Raw genomic sequence first — 21,178 nt, forward strand, 5'->3', positions numbered from 1 at the left:
CATTTATGACAGTCTCCGATGACCGTCGCCCGCACAGGGAAGGATCGCCTGATATGATGAGCGTGTTTCGCAAGATGATGCCGCGGGAGGACCGCTTCTTCGAGATGTTCTGCAGGCATGCGAAAACCGTCGTGGCGGCAGCCGAAGCGATGGAGAAGCTCCTGAAAGGCGAGGCGGTTCAGGAGAATTGCGACCGCATCATCGCTCTGGAGGACGAGGCCGACGAAATCACTCGCGAAGTGATGCTCGCCATCCGCCGCAGCTTCATCACGCCCTTCGATCGTGGCGACATCAAGGATCTGATCCAGTCCATGGACGATGCGATTGATATGATGCACAAGACAGTGAAGATCATACGCCTTTTCGAGCAATCGAGCTTCGATCCGCTGATGCGGGAACTTGGCGGCGAGATCGTCAAGGCTGCCGGCCTGATGCAGCAGGCGATCGGATTGCTCGACAGGATCGGCGCCAATGCCCACCAGCTTTCGTCGATCGCCGAGGAGATCACGCGGGTCGAGGGCCGTTCCGACGAGCTGCATGACGAGGGGCTGAAGGACCTCTATCGCCGGCATGGCGCCAGCGGCGATGCCATGGCCTATATGATCGGCAGCGAGATCTACTCCAACCTGGAAAAGATCGTCGACCGGTTCGAGGACGTGGCCAATGAAATCAGCGGCGTCGTCATCGAGAACGTCTGATGGAAGCCACGCTCTCCCTACCGCTGCTGATCGGGCTCATCGGCGTCGCGCTGTTCTTCGATTTCCTCAATGGGCTGCATGACGCGGCGAATTCGATTGCGACGATCGTTTCCACGCGGGTTCTCAGGCCGCATTATGCCGTCGGCTGGGCGGCCTTCTTCAATTTCATCGCCTTCCTGTTTTTCGGCCTGCATGTCGCCGAAACGCTTGGCACCGGCATCATCGATCCCTCAATCGTCTCGCCGCAGGTGATATTTGCGGCGCTGATGGGGGCGATCGTCTGGAACATCGTCACCTGGCTGTTCGGCATTCCCTCTTCGTCGTCGCATGCGCTGGTCGGCGGACTGGTCGGGGCCGGACTTGCGAAGGTCGGCTTCAGCTCCATCGTCTGGAGCGGCCTCTTGAAGACGGTCGGCGCGATCGTCATGTCGCCGGCGATCGGCTTCCTGCTGGCGCTGTTTTTCGTGCTCGTCGTCTCCTGGATGTTCGTGCGCCAGACACCGTTTGCCGTCGACCGCACCTTCCGCTTCATGCAATTCGTCTCCGCCTCGCTCTATTCGCTCGGCCATGGTGGCAACGATGCGCAGAAGACGATGGGCATCATCGCCGTGCTTCTTTTCAGCCAGGGTCATCTCGGCGGAAGCTTTCATGTGCCGCTCTGGGTAGTCATCTCCTGCCAGTCGGCCATGGCGCTCGGCACGCTCTTCGGCGGCTGGCGGATCGTCCACACGATGGGCTCGAAGATCACCCGGCTCAACCCGATGCAGGGTTTCTGCGCAGAGACCGGCGGAGCGCTGACGCTGTTCGGTGCGACGTGGCTCGGCATTCCCGTCTCGACGACGCATACGATCACCGGCGCGATCATCGGCGTCGGCGCGGCGCGGCGTCTGTCGGCCGTGCGGTGGGGCATTGCCGGCAATATCGTCATCGCCTGGGTCATCACGATGCCGGCTGCTGCCGCGATCGCCGCCGCCTGCTATGGGATTGCAAGCCTGTTTAACTGAGCGCTGGGTTCGCTTATGCATCGGATACCCTAATTTTAGGAATCGCTATTTTCGATCCGATGTTGCGCTCTATTCTTCATACAAGGAGAAGGAGACAACGAGCGGACTATGCATCCATCCAGTCATTTATCTGAATTGAATGAGAAAACCCCCGCAAAGGCAGGCCGCCGCTCGGTTGACCAGAGCGGCGCCATCTGCTGCCGCGTCGAGAGGGCGGAAGGCTGAGCGTTCTGCTCATCACCAGCCGAGATACAGGACGATGGGTGATCCCGAAGGGTTATCCGGAGCGGAGGGAAAAGCCCTATCGCTGTGCTCAGCGCGAGGCGTTCGAAGAAGCCGGGATCATCGGCAAGGTGAGGAAGAAGCCGCTCGGCTATTGCACCTACCTGAAAGATCATGAGACGCCGTTGACGGTTTCGATCCATCTCTTGCGGCTGGCGAGCGAGGCAACCCAATTCCGCGAATATGCCCAGAGGCAGAAGATCTGGATTTCGCCGGCAGAAGCAGCCCTGCTTGTCGAGGAGCCTGAGCTGCAGGCGCTCTTCCGCTCCATCGATGCCGGCAATCCCCTGACATCGCAGGACCGGCTGAAGCCGCGACGGATCACCGGGCGGAGGCCGATGCATGAGGCGGCGGTGTCGCTCGCCATGTCGCCAGTCTCGCGGTGACTGCCGTCAGCTGCCGCGGAATGCATTCACGGATGTGGGATGCACCTCTGGAGCGACGGAGGCCCAGCAACGGGCCTTCGCACTATAGACCTATCTGGGGCTGCCGGTCGCCAAGGGTCCCCAGGAGAGCTCGCGATCGGCGATAGCAGCAAGATCTATCATCACGTCGATGCCAGTGCTGATGCCCCGCCGCAGGATATCGGCGCGATCCGGATTCGTCCGGAGCAGGCCGTTCTCGCGGAGCGTCCGAAGCCGCGTGCGCGAAAGCTTCAGCTCTGATGCCAGCAGACGGTCGAGGCGTATGCGAGCAGGCAACGGCGCCACCAGTTCGATCTCCAGCCGCGTCCAGCCTGCCGTCTCTCGCAGCACTTCCCTGAGAATGTCGAATTCCGGGAATTCATCGATGCGCTGCGATTTGCGCCTCAATGCATCCAAATTGAAGCTCTCCGCCCGGATCCATTCAGGATCGTTGGATTGCAGCGCTTCCAGAATGGCCGGATCAATGTCGCGGACATTCTTGCGCTCGAAGAGCGGCCGGTTCCACGTCTTGTCGCAGGTGAGGCATTTGTAGATGAGCCAGGCATCCAGCTTGCGGCCGTTGGCATTCAGCCTGATCTTGTCACTGGATTGAAAGGCCCTCATTCCGCCGCATCCACTGCAAGAAATCCAGGGCTGGGGGGCGGCTTTCGGCGTCACGGTCCATCGGACCCGCAGGGTATCGCACAGCAGGGTATCGCACATAAGTCTTGGTCTTCCATTCGGAAGTTCACCAAGATGGCGCGAGAGAAATGCCTTGAGGGCGCGGCGTGGCGATGCTTTGAGGTGGTTGAAGAGCAGAGACAGCGGAGCTGCACTGGCACATTGAGAACAATGCCAAACCGGTCTCTTGCCGCCACCCGATGAACACATTCATACGCCGGCAGCGTCGCCGCCAGGTCGTACGGGTGAAACTGGATTGAGACCGGTTCTTACTTAGGCAAAGTCAACCTCGATGCGCCATGCTCTTCGGGAGCAGGGATAGCAAATATGCTCGTCGAACGGGAGACTTATGATGCGTTGCGGGGGTGAAGGCTGCCAACTTGCGGCATTTCTGCAACTCTTCGCCGTAGCTAGACCAAAATTCCCGCGTCATCGCGGTCCGGACCGGGCCGCGTCCGGAAACATCAACGGCCGCTGCAGAGGGTCGGCGCGCAACCGGCGCCGGCCCCCGCTTTACGTTTCACGCGACGTGCTGCAGCCGGAGTTCGCGATTGTGCAGGAAGCAGGCCTTGGTGAAGAGCCCGAGATCAAGCTGGTTCGGCAGGCGCACATCGCGCAGATCGGGCAGGTTCTTGCCTCCGGTCTCGAAGGACCGGTCTATCTGCGAGATGAAGGCGAGCACCGTGCCGGTGTTCCGTGCGAAGGTACGAAGGGCCGAAACCTGTTCGGGAAGGCCGGGCTTGCTGCGCTGCTGGTCGAGGATCTGCAAATAGTCGATCACAGCGACCGTTCCCTTGGGCGCGTCCGCGAGATGGCGGATGATGTAGTCGGCGCTGATCTCGTCCGAGGTGACGATCTCAATCCTGTCGCCGAGCGCTTCGCCTTCCGGCAGGGCATGGATGCGCTTCACCGTCTGCTCTTTCGTATATTCGAGCGTGAAGAACGTCGCGCTCCGCGCCTCCCTGACGGCATCGAGCAGGAGCTGCAGGCCGAGAAGGGTCTTGCCGTGGCCAGGGCGGGCGGCGATCAGCAGCAGTTCGCCGTCTGATAGTTGCGACAGCATGGATGGCGCCGACATGTCATGCCGCGAGGAAAGCAGGCTCCAGGCGGAAAAACCTTCCTCCTGCGCGATACGGTCCAGCGCCTGATGAAGCGGGATCGTATCGGTGCGCGCCAGCAGTTTCGCCCGACGCTTCAGCTGATAAATGGGTTGAGACAATTTCATTCAAACCTCCATTGCGAGCCGGAAACGCAACCCCTCCTTATGCGGCGCTCGAACAGATGGTTCGGTCGTGGATGTACCCTGCATGGACGATGCTTCCCGGCTGGAGGGAGGAGGCTTGGGTCGGGCCTTATCCAAGAGGTAGCGGGCGTTGCGATTCGCGACAAGCGGGAATGGTGGGGGCCTGTCGTGCTTCGAACTGAGCATCAATCCGTCGCATCTGCGATATCCTCCTGAATGAACCTGATCAGCATCAGGCTCGCGCACTGGCTGAGCAGACGGTCACGCTCGTCGGCAAGATCGTTCTCGAAGCGCCGGCAGAGCCGCTCATAGCTCTGCCGAAACGGTGAGTTGGGCAGGTATCTCGCCTCCAGGCGCAGCCGCGTTTCCTGCAATTCCCTCAGATCTGGCATTGTTTGCATGGCCGGCGTCCTCTGATGAGCTATATGCTGACATGGGAGGAATTTCCTTGAAGTCGATCATGCCAGTCACATGCGAGGTGCGCTACCGCCTCGATCCGAAGAAACGTGCAGAATTCGAAGCCTATGCCGAGGTCTGGATGCAACTGATCGAGCGCTATGGCGGAACGCATCACGGATATTTCATGCCGCGCGAAAAGCCCGACGGTGCAGGCTTGAGCTTTCCCGGCGCCGGCGCGGATGGGGCAGGCAATATTGCAATCGCTCTCTTCACTTTCCCGGATGAGGAGACCTATCTCGGCTACCGCGCCAATGTTGCCGCTGATCCCGACAGTATCGCAGCCAACGCGCGCTTCGGGGCCGACCCGCCGTTCAAGAGTTACGAGCGCCTGTTCCTGCGGCCGCTGCCGCGCAGCAAATAGTGCATGGAGAATACCTGCCGGCTGAAAGAGATCGTCTGCACTCCCCGACAGCAAACAGACAGGTTAGTCGCGCTACCCGATTGTCGTCGCCCGCTAGGGGCCACAGCAAAAAGGGTAAAATCATGAAGCTGAAACTGATCGCCACTCTTACCATCCTGTCGCTCTCGCCGGCCTTGGCGCTCGCGAGCCCAAGCTGCACGAAGGAGCCGAAGTCCAAGTGGATGTCCGAGGAGGCCATGAAGGCGAAGATCGAGGCCATGGGCTACAAGGTCAAGACCTTCGAGGTCACCGGCAATTGCTACGAGATCTACGGCAAGGACAAGAACGGCGAGCGCGCCGAAGTCTATTTCAATCCGGTCTCCGGCGAGATCGTCCAGAAGGGCGATTGAGCGATGAGCGCCATCTCATTGAAGAAGAAGGAGGAGGGCCAGGAGCCCTCCGACGCCGTCGAGGAAACGGTCAAGGTGTGGGACCCGGTCGTCAGGCTGTTTCACTGGACGATCGTAGCGGCCTGCACGCTCAATCTCTTCATTCTCGAAGAGGGCAAATACTGGCACCGCATCACGGGTTATGTCGTTGCTGCAGCAATTGTCATTCGTGTCCTCTGGGGTTTCGTCGGTACAAGACATGCTCGCTTTTCCGATTTCCTGCCGACGCCGCGCAGGGTGATGGAGCAGATCCTAGATATGATCGACGGCAACGAGAGACGCTATCTTGGCCACAATCCGCTGGCATCGGTTATGATGCTTCTGCTGATGGCACTCCTGGCGGCAACGGCGCTGACCGGCTGGATGACGACGCTCGATGCCTTCTGGGGCGAAAAGTGGCTGGAGAAACTCCACGGCACAATCGCAAACGGCATCATGGTGCTTGCCTTCGTTCATGCGGGTGCGGCCATCGTCGAAAGCTGGAGGCACAGGGAAAATCTCGTCTGGTCGATGGTCACGGGTCGAAAGAAGGCATGAGGATACTGCTCATCGAGGATAGTTCCCGGCTTCGCGAGCTGGTTTGCGAAGCCATCCGCGATGCCGGCTGGAAGATCGATGCCTTTGCCCTTGCGCAGGAGGGGCGGGCAGCCCTCGACGGAACCGATTACGATCTGCTGCTTCTCGATCTCGGTCTGCCCGATGAGGACGGAATCGCGTTCCTGAAGTCGCTCAGGGCCGCAAAGGTTCAGATTCCGGTTCTGGTGCTGACCGCGCGCGGCGCGATCGACGAACGCATCGCCGGGCTCGATGCCGGCGCGGACGACTATCTCGTAAAGCCCTTTCACAACGGTGAGCTGATCGCCCGCATCCGCGCCCTGACGCGGCGCGCGCCGGCAACCGTCATGCCCGTCCTGGAATTCGCCGCTCTCCAATATGACGTCGCCTCGCGCCGGGTGGTCTGTGCGGGTACCGAGATTGCGCTTGCGCCCTCCGAGAAAGGGCTGCTCGAACTTCTGATGCGCAATGGCGGCCAGGTTGTGCCCAAGCCGAAGATCGAGCATGCCTTCTCGGAATTCGGCGACGAGCGCAGCAGCAATGCCGTCGAGCTTGCCATTTCGAGGCTGCGCAAGAAACTCGAAGGACATCCGACCAAGGCGCTGATCGAGACCGTCAGGGGCGTCGGCTACATGATGCGGGAGGCGCGCGCGTGAGCAAGCGGTCGCCGACACTGGGCGCGATCCTGGCGCGGCGGATCGCCTTCTTCGCGGTGCTGGCCATGGTGGTGCAGCTCGCCGTGATCTTTTCCGACTATTACTGGAACGTCGGGGAGCTTTCGCGCCTCTTCGTCGAGCAGGAGACCGAGCGGCTCGCCTCCGGTATTGCAGTGGAGAATGGCACCGTCCACTACCGGCTTCCCGAAAGTGTCGAGGGGCGCTACGACCAGTCGCAGACCGGCTATGTCGCCCGCATCCGTGAGGCTGATGGTGCGCTGGTTTTTCAATCCTGCGACGCTGCCTGTGAAAGCCGCTTCCTGCCGCCTGATGTGAACCCGCCGGATTTCTGGCTACGGTCGCTGGAAGCTGGCAAACCGCTGACGCTGGTGGGCGGGCGTGCATTCACCGTCGGCGAGCGGCGCTTCGTCGTCGATGTCGCCACGATGGGCGATCCGCAGGATGTCGTATCGGATGTCCTTTGGAACGAGGTGATCGAACACATGATCGTGCCGATGAGTATTCTGCTGGTGCTCGTCCTTGGCGCCACCCTGCTTTCGGTGCGCCAAGCGCTAAAGCCGGTACGGATCGCGGCGGAAGCGGCCGAACGGATCGACCCGATGGATTCCCGCTCGCACCTGCAATTCCAGGAGATGCCGCGCGAGATCGCCCATCTTGCAGAGGCCGTCAACCGGGCGTTCGAGCGCGTCGGCGCGCTGATGAAATCCCAGAAGATCCTGACATCAGGCATCGCGCACGAGGTGCGCACGCCGCTTGCGGCGATCAAGCTGGAGCTTGGCCATATCGACCATCCGCGGGCGCGCAAGGCTGAGGCGGATCTCGACGATCTCGTGCGCTTCGTCAGCCAGATCACCGCGCTCGCACGGCTCGATACGTTCGATCACGGCATGTTCGAGGAGGTCGATCTCGTTACGCTTTCTTCCAGCGTGGTGGAACAACTGGCGCCCTGGGTCTATGAAAACGATCACTCTCTGGAATTTTCGGCGCAGGTGGACGCCGCCTTCGTGCAAGGTGTGCCGGCCTTGCTGAAGGATGCCGTGCGCAACCTCATCGACAATGCCGTTCGCCACACGCCCGCACAAACCGATATCGTCGTGCGCGTGAGCCGCAATCTGATCCGGGTCGAGGACCGGCATCCCGCCGGTAGCCGGCAAGGCGTCAATATCGCTGCCCATGCCGACGGTTTCGGGATCGGCCTTGATATCGTGAAGCGCATCGCCGCGATCCACCGGGGTTCACTTCGTCGCTCTTCCGGCAGGCAGGGCCATGTCTTCGATCTGGAGATCGGCCGCTAGCCGAGCTGTTTTTGGAAATCGTCAGGAGACACCAATGACAGGATCCGTCGTCATATCCGGCTGCTCCGGCGGCGGGAAATCCACGCTTCTCGATGAACTTGCCCGGCGCGGTTACGCCACCGTCGAAGAGCCCGGACGCCGGATCGTGAAGGAGGAGCTGGCCGGGCACGGCGCGGCCTTGCCCTGGGTCGATCCGGTGGCATTTGCCAGACGCGCAATCGCGATGGCGCTCGAGGATCAGACGCTGGCAGAAGCGCAGACTGGCTGGACATTCTTCGACCGCGGCCTGATCGATGCCGCCGCCGCGCTCCAGGCCGCGACCGGAGAAGCGGTGCTGGGGACGCTGCGCAACCGGCATCGTTATCACCAAACGGTATTCTTGACGCCGCCCTGGCCGGAGATCTATGTCAACGATCCCGAGCGGCGGCATGGTTTTGAAGAGGCGGTTGCAGAATACGAGCGGCTGACTGCGGCCTATCCTGAAATCGGCTATGAAGTCCTCATCCTGCCGAAGACTGACGTCGAAACCCGCGCGGATTTTCTGCTGCGCCGGCTGGCGGCTGATAATTTTCTGGGAACCAAGCGCGATCCTTCTCGTTCTTGATGCAACGCAGCAGCCTTGTTCCCCTCCCAAAGGTTGATCGTTCCCAGCGATCGCTGCGTTCATTCCTGTAAACGAAGACCCTCGGTTCTACTCCCGGACCGAGGGTTTTTTCTGGGATTATCAGCCGCCATCCGATCCAGCCTTCAGATAGCCGATGACGGCGCGTTTGACGCGCAGCGTCAACCCGTTTCTGTCCTCCTCGCCATGCTCGCCGGCGGCATCGATCATGCCCTTGACGATCGCTACCACATCGCGCGCCGCGACATCGATATCGGGTTGCGCCGGCATGTCCGGCCGCAGCAGCGCATCGCGGGTGAGCTCGAAGAAGCGCCGCTTGACCTGCTCGGTCTCCGCATCGAGCGGCAGGCGCGCCTCTTCATAATCCAGCAGGCGGGCAAGGGCAGGGCGTTCAAGCTGCTGATGGACGCATGGGGCGATCAGAGCAGAGAGCGCCTCTTGCCCGGTCGGTTGATCGGCAGCACTTTCCGCATCTCTGATCAGTGACATGGTCTGCCGCAGGATCAGCGCGCCGATCAGCGCATCCTTGCGCGGGAAATACTGGTAGAGCGAGCCGACGCTGACGCCGGCCTTTTCCGCCACCGCATTGGTGGAAAAACCCTCGTGGCCGCGCTCTTCCAGAATGCGAGCCGCAGCCTCGACGATCGCGCTCACCGTGGCGAGCGAGCGGGCCTGTCTTGGCGTTTTTCTGGGCAAAGAGCGGCTTTCGGACATTGCTGGCAATAGGCTCTGAAATGCGAGTAGCGGAAACGCGAGTTATCGCTCACATTACAGGTGTCGGATCAAGCGCACAAGTGAGCGGGCAGTACAGCGAAGTCGAACTCATTTGACGCGTCACCGGGACCGGTGATGCGCATACGCCTTGGCGTGCCTGCGATCGTCTGTGCGGGAACAGAACGGAGAATGACACATGTCGACCGAGATCAAGACCGCCATCGTCACCGGCGCCTCCAGGGGCATTGGTGCGGCAATCGCCAGACAGCTCGCAGCCGAAGGCTTCCAGACCGTCGTCAATTATGCGGCAAGCGCCGCGCCGGCCGAAGAAGTGGTCGCAGCCATCAAGGGCGCCGGCGGCCAAGCGGTTGCCATCCGCGCCGATGTCTCCGATCCGCAAGCGGTCGCTGATCTCTTTGAGTGTGCCGAGGCGCAATTTGGGACCGTCGACGTTCTCGTCAACAATGCCGGCGTCACCACCTTCGGCCCGCTTTCCGAAGTGAGCGACGAAGACTATCAGCGCCTGATCGCCGTGAACCTGACCGGCACTTTCAACGGGATGCGCGAGGGTGCAAGGCGGGTGCGCGACGGCGGCCGCATCATCAATCTCTCCACCAGCATCATCGGCCATTATTCGCCGGGCAATGCCGTCTACACCGCAACCAAGGCGGCGGTGGAAGCGATGACACATATCCTCGCAAAGGAGCTCGGCCCCCGCCGCATCACCGTCAATGCCGTAGCCCCCGGGCCGGTCGCAACCGAGCTGCTGCTGGCAGGCCGATCCCCGGAGCTGATCCGGCGGCTGACCAACGAGATCCCGCTCGGCCGGCTCGGTGAGCCGGAGGATATTGCCCGGATCGTGTCGTTTCTGGCGAGTGCGGAAAGCGGCTGGGTCAATGGGCAGGTGATCAGGGCGAATGGCGGGCGGAACTGAGCTCCTCCGCAGCTTGACATGAAAAACGCCGGCGCGCATAAAAACCATATGGGGTTGCGATCACCCCACGAGGCGACATGCCGAAGAATCGCGTCCATGAAACCGAACACCGGAGGACGCGTCATGCCTTCATTTCTCGAAATATCTTCAGACAAATTGCACCGTATGGTCGGCACACCCAATGCGCCTGTCATCGTCGACGTGCGCGTCGACGATGATTTCGCCCGTGATCCGAGGCTCGTGCCGGGCTCGGTCCGTAAATCCTATACCGATATCGACGAATGGGCGGCCGGCTTCGCCGGGCCGGTGGTCGTCGTTTGCCAGGCGGGGGGCAAGCTCAGCCATGGGGTCGCCGCCCATATCCGCCATGCCGGCGGCGCGGCGGAGGTGTTGGAAGGCGGCTTCGAAGCCTGGATAGGCTCGGGCGGCCCGGCCGTTCCGGTCGACAAGCTGCCGCCGCGCGACCGGCAGGGACGGACCGTGTGGGTTACCCGCGCGCGTCCGAAGATCGATCGCATCGCCTGTCCGTGGCTCATCCGACGCTTCGTCGATCCCGCCGCTGTTTTTTTGTTCGTGCCGACATCAGACGTCTTACTGGTTGCCGATCGCTTCGGCGCCGCGCCCTTCGATATAGAGGAAGTCTTCTGGAGCCATCGCGGCGAACGCTGTACCTTCGATGTGATGATCGAGGAATTCGGTCTTACGTCGGGGCCGCTGTCGAGGCTCGCAACGATAATTCGCGGCGCCGATACCGCCCGGCCAGACCTTGCTCCCGAAGCGGCCGGGCTGCTGGCTGCGTCACTCGGCCTGTCGCGCATGTTCGTCGACGACCTCAAGCAACTGGATGCGGGCATGTTGCTCTACGATGCCTTCTACCGATGGTGCCGCGATGCCACGGACGAAACGCACAACTGGCCCTCCGCGAAAAAAGGAGGCTGACGTGAACAGCGCCGTCACCGATGCGACGCCCGATACCAATACCGGCGCGTCGCCAAACCCGCATGGCGTGACCTTCGGCGAGGCCTTCCGCGTCTGGCTGCGCGTCGCCGCACTGAGCTTTGGCGGACCGGCCGGCCAGATCGCCGTCATGCACCGGATCGTCGTCGACGAGAAGAGATGGATCGGCGAGCAGCGTTTCCTGCATGCGCTGAACTATTGCATGCTGCTTCCGGGACCGGAGGCGCAGCAGCTTGCCATCTATATCGGCTGGCTGATGCACCGGACTGCCGGCGGTCTGGTCGCGGGCGTCCTGTTCGTGCTTCCCGGCTTCCTGTCCATCCTGGCGCTCAGCTATCTCTACGTGACCCTCGGCAGCGTCGATGCCGTCGAGGGCCTGTTCTTCGGCCTGAAGGCCGCCGTGCTTGCCGTCGTCATTCAGGCGGTCGTCAGGGTCGGCGGCCGCGCGCTGAAAAACCGGGCGATGATCGGGATCGCGGCAGCCGCTTTCCTGGCGATCTTCGTCCTGCATGTGCCTTTTCCCCTCATCATCCTCGCAGCCGCCATCATTGGCTTTCTGGGATCGAAATCGGGCTCCCGCCTGTTCCAGGGCGGTGGCGGGCACAAGGCAGCCGGCGGCGCGGTATTGTCCGACGCCGACGCGCTGCTCGGGGAAGACATACCCGATCATGCGCGACCGAACCTCCGCTGGTCGCTGAAGATCTCGTCGGTCCTGCTGGTGCTCTGGCTGCTGCCGCTTCTGCTGCTCTATCTCTTCCTCGGACCCGGCGATATCTTCACGCAGATCGGGGTGTTCTTCAGCAAGATGGCGATGGTGACGTTCGGCGGCGCTTACGCCGTGCTTGCCTATGTCGCGCAGGAGGCCGTCCAGCGCTTCGGATGGCTGACGCCCACCGAGATGCTCGATGGTCTGGGCATGGCGGAAACGACGCCCGGGCCGCTGATCATGGTTCTCCAGTTCGTTGGCTTCATGGGCGCCTATCGCGATCCCGGCAGCCTCTCTCCGATGACGGCAGCCACGCTCGCCGCCGTCCTGACGACATGGGTAACCTTCGTTCCCTGCTTTCTCTGGATCTTCCTCGGCGCCCCCTTCGTGGAGAAGCTGCGCGGCAACGCCGCGCTGGCAGGCGCGATGTCGGCCATCACGGCGGCGGTGGTCGGCGTCATCCTCAATCTGGCGATCTGGTTCGGCCTGCACTTCCTGTTCGGGCGTGCTGCGATTTACAGCATCGGACCCATCTCGATCGAGCTGCCTGTCTGGACGTCGCTGTCGCTACCGTCGCTATTGCTGAGCCTTGCGGCGGCAATCGCGATCTTCCGGTTCAAGCTGGCGGTCATTCCGGTGCTGCTCGGCTGCGCGGTGGCGGGAATGCTCTGGCCGGCTTGAGGCCTTGCGGCCTTTGCCGGCAGCCGCATCATCGGAAAAACCGATGGCGCCATCGGTTTCTTCCGTTTTTCTTGCAGTTCGTAACGAGGCATCTGCTCTCCCAGCCAAGAAGGAGATGCAGGTGACTGAGATCAGAATAGAAGGCGCGGAGATTATCGTCGTGGGCGGTAGTTCCGGCATGGGGCTGGCCTCGGCGCGGCGGTTACTGGACGAGGGGGCACGGGTGACGATAGCCGGGCGCAGTGCGGAGAGGCTTGAAGCGGCACGGCGGGAACTCGGTCATCCCTCTGATCTTAAGACCGCCACACTCGATCTTACGCGGGAGGAGGAGGTTGCGGCCTTTTTTCGCGATTGCGGGCCGGTCGATCATATCGTCAGCACGGCGGCGGATATCGAGGGAGCCTACCAGTTGCTGCCGGATCTCAAGCTTTCAGCAGCGCAGCGGGTGGTCGAGAGCAAATTCTACGGGCCGCTGCTGCTTGCCAAATATGGCGCGCCCTGTCTGCCGCCGTCTGGCTCGATCACCTATACGTCAGGCGTCGCCGCCTATCGGCCGGCGGCACGGGGTTCGGTCGTTGCTGCCGTCAATGCGGCGCTGGAAGGGCTGGTGCGGGCGCTGGCGGTGGAGCTTGCGCCTCTGCGCATCAATGCAGTGTCGCCGGGATGGGTGGATACGCCAATCTGGAGTTTCGTGGCCGGCGACGCCAAGCAGGCAACGCTGGAAGCGATGGCCATGCGTCTGCCGGCGGGGCGTGTCGGCAGACCCGAGGACATTGCCGATGCGATCCGCTTCCTCATCGGCAACGGCTTTACCACAGGCACTATCCTGCACGTCGAAGGCGGGCACCGGCTGGTCTGACCGGCCGCAGGTCCTCGCTTGCCATGACGATCAATGAAGAGAGCGCCGGTCGCTGCACACGCCGGCGCCGCCACAGCATGATCAGCGAAACGGCGGGTGTATCACCTGGCCAGGGCAGTTCCCCGACATCGCCGCGCTCGGCGGCCGGAGTGATGGCCAGACGCGGAACAAGACCGTAACCGGCGCCGGATGCGACGAGGCGGATGATCGTCTGGATGCTGTCGGCTTGGGTAACGATATCGGGCGGGGCAATGCCTGCCTCGGCGAAGGCGGTATCGAACAGGCGGCGATAGACGCAACCGGTTTGCGTGGCGATGAAGGGCAGGTGGCTCAGATCTGCAAGGCTTTCGGGCGGCGTAGCTGTGGAATTGCGGCCTTCAATCAGCACCAGCGGCTATCGCGAGACGAGACGGGTCACGAAACGTTCGTCCTGTTCTCCGCGATCGAATGTGAAGGCGATATCGATCGAGCCATCTTGCAGCCGCTGCTGCAATTCACCGCTGCCGGCGATCTTCAGCGTCACAGCGATATCGGCATGGGCCTCGCGAAACCGCGACAAAAAGGGCGCGAGTTTCTCCGCTGCGATGGTTTCGAGCGTACCGATCGTCAGAACCCCTTTCTCAAGACCGGCAGCGGCGCGGATCGCGGTCTTTGCCTCGTCGTTCAGAGCTAGGATTTCTTCGGCATAGGATTTCAACGTGTCACCGGCCGGTGTCAGAGTCACGCCTTGCCGGGTACGCTCAAAAACCCGGGTGCCCAGTTCCTCTTCGAGCGCCTGCATCTGGTCGCTGATGCTCGACTGGGCGAGATTGGCCTCGCTTGCGGCGCGGGTGAAATTTCCGTGTCTTGCGACGGCAAGGAAGGTCTTCAGTTGGCGTGGGTTCATCTCGATCTCCGTGCGCTCCAGGGCAAGGATAGGCACTCCTATATCAGGCGGCCATGCGCAGAGGGAGTCTCCGGGTGGCGGGAGTCCCTGCGTCGAGTCGCGCAATATTGACGGCAGACGCGTGCTTGGCCAAACTTTAGACCGTCTTCGCAAGCGACAGGGAGCCTTGTCGATGCCTTCAGAGACTTCCGTGATCGGCTGGCTGCTCACCTCCGATCCCGCCATCCGCTGGCAGGTGCTGCGCGATCTTCTGGACGCGCCGGAACCCGTCTGGTCTGCCGAGCGGCAGAAGGTCGAGCGGGAGGGGTGGGGCGCCAAGCTGTTGTCCTTTCAGGATGCCGATGGGCAGTGGGCGGGCGGCTCGTTCCTTCCCCGCGATTTCACGCGCGAGGAGTGGCAGGCGACCGGCCAGCCTTGGACGGCGACGAACTTTTCGCTGACGCAGCTTCGCGAATTCGGGCTCGATCCACGCTCCGAAAGCGCCAGGAGAACTGTCGCGCTCATTGGCGCCAATTGCCGCTGGGATGAAGGCGGACAACCCTTCTGGGAGGGCGAGGTGGAGGAATGCATCAATGGCCGAACGGTTGGCGACGGCGCCTATTTCGGCGTCGATGTCTCGGCCATCGTCGAAAGATTGCTCGGCGAGCGGCAGTCCGACGGCGGCTGGAACTGCGAACGGGCGAATGGCTCGCTGCGTTCCTCCTTCCACACAACGATCAATGTGCTGGAAGGACTTCTGGAATATGAGCGAGCGACGGGCGGCACGGAGCAATCGCGCGAGGCAAGACGGTCGGGGGAGGATTATCTGCTGGCGCGGCACCTGATGTGGCGACTCAGCACCGGCGAGCCGGTCGACGAGAAGTTCATGCAATTTCTGCACCCGAACCGCTGGCGCTTCGATGTGCTGCGGGGGCTCGACTATTTTCGCGCCTCAAGCTTGCTGACCGGGGCTGCGCCCGATGTGCGGCTGAAGGAGGCAATCAGATACCTCCGATCGCGGCGACTGCAAGATGGTCGCTGGCCGCTCGACTGGCGCGTCTCCGGCCGGACCTGGTTCGTAATGGATGACGGCGAGGGTGAACCCTCCCGCTGGGTGACGCTCAGGGCGCTCAGGGTGCTGAAATGGTGGGATAGCCGGCAGACCGAACATGCCGCAGCGTGAGGCTGCTGCGACATCCGGCATTATGAGGGAAAATAATGGTTTAGGCCGGAGTTCTGAAGGACGAAAGCCTGGCTCGAAATCTTCCATCGTATCGAGAAACCAGCTGGTCGTGCCGCGGTTGGCTTCAAGAACGAAGTTTTGCAGCGCGTTGCGGCCGTCAGGCATCACGGGAGTTCCCCGCTTTAAGAAGGCCTATCTCTGAGATTGATTTCCATTGATGTGCGTCAATGCCGGATGGTGGGCCCGGATGCAGTCTTTTTGTTGTCATCGAATGGAGTGGAGCTAGCGATGGACGAGGCGATCAGGAAGACGATCCAGGCGATACTGGATGGGCAGCGGATCATGAGCGTCGCGACACTCAGACCCGACGGGTGGCCACAGGCAACGACGGTCGGCTACGTCAATGACGGGCTGACGCTCTATTTTCTCTGCAGCCCGGACAGCCAGAAGGCTGCCAATCTGGCGCGGGACAACAGGATGTCGCTGACGATCAACCCGGACGCAGGCCAGCTGATGCAGATAACAGGCCTGTCAATGGCAGCGCGTGCCGAGAAGGTGAAAGACCCTGACGAGGCCGACAGGGTGCTTCAACTGATGCCGGCGAAATATCCTGTTCAGGAGGGTCTGAAGATCGCCATGCCGACGCGGGATCAGATCTGCATCTTCCGCGTCGCGCCGAAGGTGATTTCGGTGCTCGATTATTCCAAGGGGTTCGGGCACGCGGATCTCGTCACCCTCTGACGCGTGCCACGCAGAGGGGCGCAGCTTCGTTTGGACAGCGTGGATGTCAGGCGCCCTTGGTGACCTTGGCAGCGCCCCAGAGCGAGCCGGGATTAACACGGTTGGGATGACGTGCCAGCATGGCGTCGAACAGTTGGCGCGCTGTCCTCGTTTCCAGCTCCAGCCTGCCGACGGCGACGATTTGGTGATGACCGTCGTTACCCGCAGCTACGGTTGCCGGTAAGGCAGGCGTCAGGCATTGCTGACAAGGATGGCGCCGGTCACGCCCGCTTTTCCGCCTGGGCGGAAGCCATAGCGATCTCGCCGATTTCGGCCAACGTGACCTGCTCGAATTCCCGCTCAAGCGTCTGCTCGGCGCTTTCAAAGGCGCGCTGCAGCTTGCCATTGGCGGCGCGCTCGACCGGGCAGGACGGATGATCGTTGGAAAGCGGCGCATCAAGGATCGTTTCGCCCTGCAGGGCGCGTTGCACATCCAGAATGGTAATCTCTGCCAACGGCCTTGTCAGCGACCAGCCGCCGCCGCGGCCGCCCTCGGATTCGACGATGCCGTACTGGCGCAGCGACGCCATGGTGCGGCGAACGACGACGGGATTGGTGTTGAGCATCTGGGCGATGCGCTCGCTTGTTTCCCTGCCGCCAAGCAGTCCCATATGGACGAGGACATGAATCATCCGCGCCAGTCTTCCGTCTTGCCGCATCTGTGCCTCTTTCGATAGCGTAACAAGTAGTGTTACGGTCTATTGACTTCTGCTTTCTGTAACGTAAAAAGATACGGAATTAAAGATTCAATAGCGCCCGGATGCATTTTTCCGACGCGCGCCTGTTGTCGAGGAGCCAGAGATGCAACAGCGCATGATCGAGACCGCAACGTTGAGGATGAACATTGCCGAAGCCGGCGAGGGGCCGCTGGTGCTGCTCTGCCATGGGTTTCCAGAGACCTCGCATGCCTGGCGCCATCAGATTACTGCACTTACCGGGGCGGGTTTCCATGCCGTGGCGCCTGATATGCGCGGTTATGGCCGAACGGAAAGCCCCGATGAGACTGGCGCCTATACGGTCTTCGATCTCGTGGCCGACATGGTGGCGCTCGTCGATGCGCTTGGTGAGGAAAAGGCCGTTATCGTCGGTAACGACTGGGGCGCGACGGTTGCCTGGCAGGCCGCGCTGATGCGTCCGGACAGGTTCCGGGGTGTTGTGGCGATGAGCGTGCCTCTCATGGGCCAGCCGCCCGTGCCGCCGACGAAAATCTTTCCGGCGACAGGGGATCACCTGCTCTATGTGCTCTATTTTCAGGAACCGGGGTTGGCGGAAGCCGAATTCCAACGGGATGTCGAGATCACGCTGCGCAAGATCTACTGTGCCGCCAGCGGCGAGGCGGGTCCGAGGCTCCCCGGCGATGGAACACCCAATCCGTTCGGTATGGTGTCGCGCCGGTCCGGCCTGCTCGCCGATCTGCCCGACGTGGAAACACTTCCTGCGTGGCTGCAGCAAGCCGACTTCGACATCTTTGCCGCTGCATTCAAGGCATCCGGCTTTCGTGGCGGCCTGAACTATTACCGCAACCTAGACCGGAACTGGGCGCTGCAAAAGTCTGTCGCCGGGCTGAAGGTCGAGGTGCCCGCGCTGTTTATGACCGGCGAACGCGATACCGGGCTTTCGATCCTGGCATGAGCGATATCATCGCTGCCATGCCGGCGCTTGCGCCTGGGCTTCGGGGGACACAACTGCTGCCTGGCGCCGGTCATTGGTTGCCGCAGGAGCGGCCGGAGATCGTCAGTCGGGGGATCATCGAATTCATCAGAGGCTTGTGAGCGGGCAGTCTGGCTCAGTGCCCGTCTTTCATCATCCCTTCCAAGCTGGCTATCAATTCATGGCTGCCGCTCCGGTCGTCGGCAATGGACCGAAAGACGCCTGCTATGCCGCAAGGCGGATGCGGCTGTTAGTCCCGCATCCTTAATTCATCCGTCTGCATCTGCAGGGAGCCGAGTGTCTCGAGAAAACTCATGCCGAGCAGGCTCTGGTCTAGCCTGCCGTCTTCGGCGACGGATGCCGCGACATTGCTGCGCACGATCGGGCCGATCGCGATCTGATCGAGGGTAACAGGGGCGGCGCGGGCGCGGCCGTTGGCGGTCATCACTGTCATGGAGTAGGTGAGCTGCTTCGGGTCTATGCCAATGCGCAGCGCGTCAGCATGAGAGAGCGCCACCATGCTGGCGCCGGTATCGACCAGCATCGGCACGAACTGGCCGTTGACCGAGACTTCGGCCTCGAAGTGGCCGTTCAGCATCTTGTGGACGATGACTTCCTGCCCGCCCTCGCTGGTCGTGACGACCACGGCGCGGCCGGGCACGAGGCCGGCAAGAAGGCGGTTGCCGACGGCCATCGCGTCCTGCCGGTAGAGGTAGGCGGTGGCGAGCGCCAGGATGATGACGAGCCAGAGCATCAGTTGGCGCAGGGTCTGGCCGATATTCTGGCGGCTGCCCCAGATTCCGGCTGCCAGCATGAGGGCGATCGGCAGCAGGTAGACGAAGCGGCCGAAATCATCGCTTTCAAGGCCCATGATGCGGCTCTGATCGTTGTTGAGGAGCAGGACGGCAAGGCCGATGACAATGGCGGCAAGCAGGAGAATGAGGCGCATCAGCCGATGGCCTCCAGGGTTTTCGTCGATTCGGGAGCGAGTGCCGTGAGGCGGGTGGGCAGGTTTTCCATGATGGTCTCGCGCTCCTTGTCGGAGAAACGCATCCATCCGGCAATTTCATCCGTTGTGCGGCCGCATCCGGCGCAAAGACCGGCGAGAGGATCCAGGGAGCATACGCGGATGCAGGGTGTTCGCATGGGCGATATATCGTAATTTCACAGCGCCATGGCAAGAGCGCAGAAGGCTGCGACCTCGCAAATCTGCTGGGTGGCGCCGAGCGTGTCGCCGGTGTGCCCGCCGAGCCTGCGGCGGATGAACCAGGTGAAGGCGAGCGTCGAGAGACCGGCGCCAAGAAGGGCTGAAACCAACGGCAGCAGACCGAGTGCCGGCCAGACGAGGATGGCGGTGACAAAGCCCGCGGTGACGAGGGCGATCTGCATCTCTACCTCGGCGGGGCTGCCTGTCGAGGCCGCGAGCCCATCCGGCTTTGCAGTGGGAAGTCTCTGCCAGTGCCAGGCAATGGCTCCGCGGCTGAGTGCGGCGACGGCGGGAATGGCAAGTGCTGCGGCGAAAGGCGATGCTTCACGCGCAATGGCGGCAAGTGCCGAGGCACGCAGGGCGAAAGAGAGGATGAGGGCGATCGCGCCGTAACTGCCGATGCGGCTGTCCTTCATGATAACAAGGCTCTGCTCGCGGGATTTGCCGCCGCCGATACCGTCCGCGGTATCGGCAAGCCCGTCCTCGTGCAGTGCGCCGGTCAGGATCGTCTGCACAGCGAGCGCTACGAGTGAGGCCATCAGGCGGTCGGCGCGAAATGCCAGCATCAGCAGGAAGACGAGAGCGGGCAGGGCGCCGATGACGAGCCCGGCCACGGGGAAGACACGGACCAGCCGGCCAATCTTGCCGTCATCGCCGGTAAAGAGCCATGGCGGCATGGGAATGCGGCTTAAGAAAGCCACCGCGCGCGCGGCATCGACTGCAATGTCCTTTATTATTCCTGGGATCATTCTCGGCGGCCCCCGTCTCCCCTGCGGCGTTTTGGTCTTCTCGGACGACTGCCGTCTTCGGGCTTTTTGAGTTGTGAGCCTGAGCCGCTCGCTTTAAGAGAGTCGCCACGCAAAGAACCCGATTTGCCGGGAAAAGACAAGAATACAAGGAAAGCCATTCAGATGAGCGTTTCAGGCCTGCCGTTCGACGATTTTCGCGCCCTTCTTCGTGACCTGCCGGGACCGGATGGTCACGCGCTGGTCGCCGCCCGCGAACGCGACGCGCAACTGACGAAGCCGCCGGGCGCGCTCGGACGACTGGAAGAGATCGCTTTCTGGCTCGCCGCATGGACGGGCCGGGCTCCCACAGTCAACCGGCCGCTGGTGGCGATCTTCGCCGGCAATCATGGTGTGGTGCGACAGGGAATCACGCCTTTCCCGCCAGAAGTGACGCAACAGATGGTCGAGAATTTCGCGGCTGGCGGAGCGGCAATCAATCAGATCTGCGTTGCCTATGACCTTGGCCTAAAAGTCTTCGATCTGGCGCTCGATTACCCGACCGGCGACATCACCCAGGAGCCGGCGCTGACCGAGCGCGATTGCGCGGCCACCATGGCCTTCGGCATGGAAGCGATTGCTGGCGGCACGGACCTGCTCTGCATCGGCGAAATGGGAATCGGCAATACGACGATTGCTGCTGCCATCAACTATGCGCTCTATGGCGGCACGGCGCGTGACTGGGTCGGCCCCGGCACGGGTTCGGAAGGCGAGATGCTGGAACGCAAGATCGATGCCGTCGAGCGCGCCGTGGAGCTGCATAGCAATCACCTCGACGATCCCCTGGAAATTATGCGCCGGCTCGGCGGTCGCGAGATCGCGGCAATGGCGGGCGCCATCCTTGCGGCGCGCATGGAGCGTATTCCTGTGTTGATCGACGGTTATACGGCAACCGCCGCAGGCGCGATCCTCAGGGCGGCCAATCCGTCTGCGCTCGACCATTGCCTGATCGGCCATGTCTCGGCCGAGCCGGGACATCTGCGTGCCATCGAACAGCTCGGCAAGACGCCGCTTCTGGCGCTCGGCATGCGGCTTGGCGAAGGTACGGGGGCAGCGCTTGCTGCCGGCATCGTCAAGGCGGCGGCAGCCTGCCATTCCGGCATGGCGACCTTCAGCCAGGCCGGCGTTTCCGGCAAACATTGACGCGG

The 21,178-nt window shown here is 62.2% G+C and carries 24 protein-coding genes and 2 pseudogenes; 17 read left to right on the top strand and 9 right to left on the bottom strand.

Annotation, left to right across the window (positions count from 1 at the left end):
- The first annotated feature begins 53 nt into the window (after nt 1-53).
- From JNB85_RS27490 to JNB85_RS27500, 3 genes are all read left to right on the top strand, one after another.
- Nucleotides 54-698 (top strand): DUF47 domain-containing protein, encoded by a 645-nt coding sequence (locus JNB85_RS27490; RefSeq protein ID WP_220337581.1) that lies wholly within the window; start codon nt 54-56, stop codon nt 696-698.
- The gene (locus tag JNB85_RS27495) at nt 698-1,702 is read left to right on the top strand and encodes an inorganic phosphate transporter (RefSeq protein WP_220337582.1); all 1,005 of its coding nucleotides are present in this window, start codon (nt 698-700) and stop codon (nt 1,700-1,702) included. Before JNB85_RS27490 ends, JNB85_RS27495 begins: the two co-directional genes overlap by 1 nt.
- Nucleotides 1,703-1,899: 197 nt before the next feature.
- On the top strand, nt 1,900-2,370 hold the full coding sequence (locus JNB85_RS27500; RefSeq protein ID WP_223216632.1) for an NUDIX hydrolase: 471 nt from the start codon (nt 1,900-1,902) through the stop codon (nt 2,368-2,370).
- A 90-nt stretch (nt 2,371-2,460) separates the two neighbouring features.
- Here JNB85_RS27500 and JNB85_RS27505 read toward each other — a convergent pair whose 3' ends face one another.
- From JNB85_RS27505 to JNB85_RS27515, 3 genes are all read right to left on the bottom strand, one after another.
- The gene (locus tag JNB85_RS27505; protein WP_220337683.1) at nt 2,461-3,096 is read right to left on the bottom strand and encodes a DUF1062 domain-containing protein; all 636 of its coding nucleotides are present in this window, start codon (nt 3,094-3,096) and stop codon (nt 2,461-2,463) included.
- A 493-nt stretch (nt 3,097-3,589) separates the two neighbouring features.
- A complete protein-coding gene (locus JNB85_RS27510; RefSeq protein WP_220337583.1) occupies nt 3,590-4,294 on the bottom strand; it encodes a DNA helicase in 705 nt (234 codons plus the stop codon).
- Between the two features lie 203 nt (nt 4,295-4,497).
- The gene (locus JNB85_RS27515) at nt 4,498-4,713 is read right to left on the bottom strand and encodes a hypothetical protein (protein ID WP_220337584.1); all 216 of its coding nucleotides are present in this window, start codon (nt 4,711-4,713) and stop codon (nt 4,498-4,500) included.
- Nucleotides 4,714-4,772: 59 nt separating this feature from the next.
- Between JNB85_RS27515 and JNB85_RS27520 the strand changes: the two genes are divergently transcribed.
- From JNB85_RS27520 to JNB85_RS27545, 6 genes are all read left to right on the top strand, one after another.
- The gene (locus JNB85_RS27520) at nt 4,773-5,132 is read left to right on the top strand and encodes an NIPSNAP family protein (protein WP_220337585.1); all 360 of its coding nucleotides are present in this window, start codon (nt 4,773-4,775) and stop codon (nt 5,130-5,132) included.
- Nucleotides 5,133-5,254: 122 nt separating this feature from the next.
- Nucleotides 5,255-5,521 (top strand): PepSY domain-containing protein, encoded by a 267-nt coding sequence (locus JNB85_RS27525; protein WP_220337586.1) that lies wholly within the window; start codon nt 5,255-5,257, stop codon nt 5,519-5,521.
- A gap of 3 nt (nt 5,522-5,524) precedes the next feature.
- Complete coding sequence (locus JNB85_RS27530) at nt 5,525-6,097, top strand: cytochrome b/b6 domain-containing protein (protein WP_220337587.1); 573 nt, start codon at nt 5,525-5,527, stop codon at nt 6,095-6,097.
- Nucleotides 6,094-6,771 (top strand): response regulator transcription factor, encoded by a 678-nt coding sequence (locus JNB85_RS27535; RefSeq protein ID WP_220337588.1) that lies wholly within the window; start codon nt 6,094-6,096, stop codon nt 6,769-6,771. Before JNB85_RS27530 ends, JNB85_RS27535 begins: the two co-directional genes overlap by 4 nt.
- Nucleotides 6,768-8,087 (top strand): ATP-binding protein, encoded by a 1,320-nt coding sequence (locus tag JNB85_RS27540; protein WP_220337589.1) that lies wholly within the window; start codon nt 6,768-6,770, stop codon nt 8,085-8,087. Before JNB85_RS27535 ends, JNB85_RS27540 begins: the two co-directional genes overlap by 4 nt.
- Before the next feature lie 34 nt (nt 8,088-8,121).
- The gene (locus JNB85_RS27545) at nt 8,122-8,691 is read left to right on the top strand and encodes an AAA family ATPase (protein WP_220337590.1); all 570 of its coding nucleotides are present in this window, start codon (nt 8,122-8,124) and stop codon (nt 8,689-8,691) included.
- A gap of 120 nt (nt 8,692-8,811) precedes the next feature.
- On the opposite strand, the gene JNB85_RS27550 is transcribed toward JNB85_RS27545, so the two are convergent.
- Nucleotides 8,812-9,405 carry a TetR/AcrR family transcriptional regulator gene (locus JNB85_RS27550; protein WP_223216627.1) on the bottom strand — a complete coding sequence of 198 codons (594 nt, stop codon included), beginning with the start codon at nt 9,403-9,405 and terminating at the stop codon, nt 8,812-8,814.
- Nucleotides 9,406-9,619: 214 nt separating this feature from the next.
- Between JNB85_RS27550 and JNB85_RS27555 the strand changes: the two genes are divergently transcribed.
- From JNB85_RS27555 to JNB85_RS27570, 4 genes are all read left to right on the top strand, one after another.
- Complete coding sequence (locus tag JNB85_RS27555) at nt 9,620-10,357, top strand: SDR family oxidoreductase (protein WP_220337592.1); 738 nt, start codon at nt 9,620-9,622, stop codon at nt 10,355-10,357.
- A gap of 123 nt (nt 10,358-10,480) precedes the next feature.
- On the top strand, nt 10,481-11,296 hold the full coding sequence (locus tag JNB85_RS27560; RefSeq protein ID WP_220337593.1) for a chromate resistance protein ChrB domain-containing protein: 816 nt from the start codon (nt 10,481-10,483) through the stop codon (nt 11,294-11,296).
- 1 nt (nt 11,297) lies between these two features.
- Complete coding sequence (chrA, locus tag JNB85_RS27565; RefSeq protein WP_220337594.1) at nt 11,298-12,701, top strand: chromate efflux transporter; 1,404 nt, start codon at nt 11,298-11,300, stop codon at nt 12,699-12,701.
- A 121-nt stretch (nt 12,702-12,822) separates the two neighbouring features.
- Nucleotides 12,823-13,560: an SDR family oxidoreductase gene (locus JNB85_RS27570; RefSeq protein ID WP_220337595.1), complete on the top strand. Its 738-nt coding sequence runs from the start codon at nt 12,823-12,825 to the stop codon at nt 13,558-13,560.
- On the opposite strand, the pseudogene JNB85_RS27575 reads toward JNB85_RS27570, so the two are convergent.
- Nucleotides 13,523-14,446: pseudogene (locus tag JNB85_RS27575) on the bottom strand (LysR family transcriptional regulator). The gene JNB85_RS27570 and the pseudogene JNB85_RS27575 overlap by 38 nt on opposite strands.
- Before the next feature lie 172 nt (nt 14,447-14,618).
- Between JNB85_RS27575 and JNB85_RS27580 the strand changes: the two are divergent.
- Both JNB85_RS27580 and JNB85_RS27585 read left to right on the top strand, forming a co-directional pair.
- Nucleotides 14,619-15,608: a squalene cyclase gene (locus JNB85_RS27580; protein ID WP_220337596.1), complete on the top strand. Its 990-nt coding sequence runs from the start codon at nt 14,619-14,621 to the stop codon at nt 15,606-15,608.
- Nucleotides 15,609-15,896: 288 nt separating this feature from the next.
- Complete coding sequence (locus JNB85_RS27585) at nt 15,897-16,349, top strand: pyridoxamine 5'-phosphate oxidase family protein (protein ID WP_220337597.1); 453 nt, start codon at nt 15,897-15,899, stop codon at nt 16,347-16,349.
- 260 nt (nt 16,350-16,609) lie between these two features.
- On the opposite strand, the gene JNB85_RS27590 is transcribed toward JNB85_RS27585, so the two are convergent.
- A complete protein-coding gene (locus JNB85_RS27590; RefSeq protein ID WP_220337598.1) occupies nt 16,610-17,047 on the bottom strand; it encodes an Rrf2 family transcriptional regulator in 438 nt (145 codons plus the stop codon).
- A 142-nt stretch (nt 17,048-17,189) separates the two neighbouring features.
- Between JNB85_RS27590 and JNB85_RS27595 the strand changes: the two are divergent.
- A pseudogene (locus JNB85_RS27595) lies at nt 17,190-18,160 on the top strand (alpha/beta fold hydrolase).
- Between the two features lie 128 nt (nt 18,161-18,288).
- On the opposite strand, the gene JNB85_RS27600 reads toward JNB85_RS27595, so the two are convergent.
- Genes JNB85_RS27600 through JNB85_RS27610 form a run of 3 tightly spaced genes read right to left on the bottom strand, consistent with a single transcriptional unit; the run spans nt 18,289 to nt 19,994 of the window.
- Nucleotides 18,289-18,987 carry a TIGR02281 family clan AA aspartic protease gene (locus JNB85_RS27600; protein ID WP_420852298.1) on the bottom strand — a complete coding sequence of 233 codons (699 nt, stop codon included), beginning with the start codon at nt 18,985-18,987 and terminating at the stop codon, nt 18,289-18,291.
- Nucleotides 18,987-19,184 carry a DUF1289 domain-containing protein gene (locus JNB85_RS27605; RefSeq protein ID WP_220337599.1) on the bottom strand — a complete coding sequence of 66 codons (198 nt, stop codon included), beginning with the start codon at nt 19,182-19,184 and terminating at the stop codon, nt 18,987-18,989. The genes JNB85_RS27600 and JNB85_RS27605 overlap by 1 nt, the downstream gene beginning before the upstream one ends.
- An 18-nt stretch (nt 19,185-19,202) precedes the next feature.
- Nucleotides 19,203-19,994 (bottom strand): adenosylcobinamide-GDP ribazoletransferase, encoded by a 792-nt coding sequence (locus tag JNB85_RS27610; RefSeq protein ID WP_220337600.1) that lies wholly within the window; start codon nt 19,992-19,994, stop codon nt 19,203-19,205.
- Between the two features lie 162 nt (nt 19,995-20,156).
- On the opposite strand from JNB85_RS27610, the gene cobT reads away from it, so the two are divergent.
- Nucleotides 20,157-21,173 carry a nicotinate-nucleotide--dimethylbenzimidazole phosphoribosyltransferase gene (gene cobT / locus JNB85_RS27615; RefSeq protein ID WP_220337601.1) on the top strand — a complete coding sequence of 339 codons (1,017 nt, stop codon included), beginning with the start codon at nt 20,157-20,159 and terminating at the stop codon, nt 21,171-21,173.
- Nucleotides 21,174-21,178: the final 5 nt, after the last annotated feature.

The sequence above is a fragment of the Rhizobium mesosinicum genome, assembly GCF_019511345.1.
Classification (GTDB): Bacteria; Pseudomonadota; Alphaproteobacteria; order Rhizobiales; family Rhizobiaceae; genus Rhizobium; species Rhizobium mesosinicum.

What these genes read in the sequence shown, in the direction of transcription:
- JNB85_RS27515 (WP_220337584.1), bottom strand. Translation starts at nt 4,713, where the DNA reads ATGCAAACAATGCCAGATCTGAGGGAATTGCAGGAAACGCGGCTGCGC.
- JNB85_RS27610 (WP_220337600.1), bottom strand. Translation starts at nt 19,994, where the DNA reads ATGATCCCAGGAATAATAAAGGACATTGCAGTCGATGCCGCGCGCGCG.
- JNB85_RS27510 (WP_220337583.1), bottom strand. Translation starts at nt 4,294, where the DNA reads ATGAAATTGTCTCAACCCATTTATCAGCTGAAGCGTCGGGCGAAACTG.
- JNB85_RS27490 (WP_220337581.1), top strand. Translation starts at nt 54, where the DNA reads ATGATGAGCGTGTTTCGCAAGATGATGCCGCGGGAGGACCGCTTCTTC.
- JNB85_RS27530 (WP_220337587.1), top strand. Translation starts at nt 5,525, where the DNA reads ATGAGCGCCATCTCATTGAAGAAGAAGGAGGAGGGCCAGGAGCCCTCC.
- JNB85_RS27580 (WP_220337596.1), top strand. Translation starts at nt 14,619, where the DNA reads ATGCCTTCAGAGACTTCCGTGATCGGCTGGCTGCTCACCTCCGATCCC.
- JNB85_RS27520 (WP_220337585.1), top strand. Translation starts at nt 4,773, where the DNA reads ATGCCAGTCACATGCGAGGTGCGCTACCGCCTCGATCCGAAGAAACGT.
- JNB85_RS27585 (WP_220337597.1), top strand. Translation starts at nt 15,897, where the DNA reads ATGGACGAGGCGATCAGGAAGACGATCCAGGCGATACTGGATGGGCAG.
- cobT (WP_220337601.1), top strand. Translation starts at nt 20,157, where the DNA reads ATGAGCGTTTCAGGCCTGCCGTTCGACGATTTTCGCGCCCTTCTTCGT.
- JNB85_RS27605 (WP_220337599.1), bottom strand. Translation starts at nt 19,184, where the DNA reads ATGCGAACACCCTGCATCCGCGTATGCTCCCTGGATCCTCTCGCCGGT.
- JNB85_RS27545 (WP_220337590.1), top strand. Translation starts at nt 8,122, where the DNA reads ATGACAGGATCCGTCGTCATATCCGGCTGCTCCGGCGGCGGGAAATCC.
- JNB85_RS27555 (WP_220337592.1), top strand. Translation starts at nt 9,620, where the DNA reads ATGTCGACCGAGATCAAGACCGCCATCGTCACCGGCGCCTCCAGGGGC.
- JNB85_RS27535 (WP_220337588.1), top strand. Translation starts at nt 6,094, where the DNA reads ATGAGGATACTGCTCATCGAGGATAGTTCCCGGCTTCGCGAGCTGGTT.
- JNB85_RS27525 (WP_220337586.1), top strand. Translation starts at nt 5,255, where the DNA reads ATGAAGCTGAAACTGATCGCCACTCTTACCATCCTGTCGCTCTCGCCG.
- JNB85_RS27560 (WP_220337593.1), top strand. Translation starts at nt 10,481, where the DNA reads ATGCCTTCATTTCTCGAAATATCTTCAGACAAATTGCACCGTATGGTC.
- JNB85_RS27495 (WP_220337582.1), top strand. Translation starts at nt 698, where the DNA reads ATGGAAGCCACGCTCTCCCTACCGCTGCTGATCGGGCTCATCGGCGTC.
- JNB85_RS27600 (WP_420852298.1), bottom strand. Translation starts at nt 18,987, where the DNA reads ATGCGCCTCATTCTCCTGCTTGCCGCCATTGTCATCGGCCTTGCCGTC.
- JNB85_RS27590 (WP_220337598.1), bottom strand. Translation starts at nt 17,047, where the DNA reads ATGCGGCAAGACGGAAGACTGGCGCGGATGATTCATGTCCTCGTCCAT.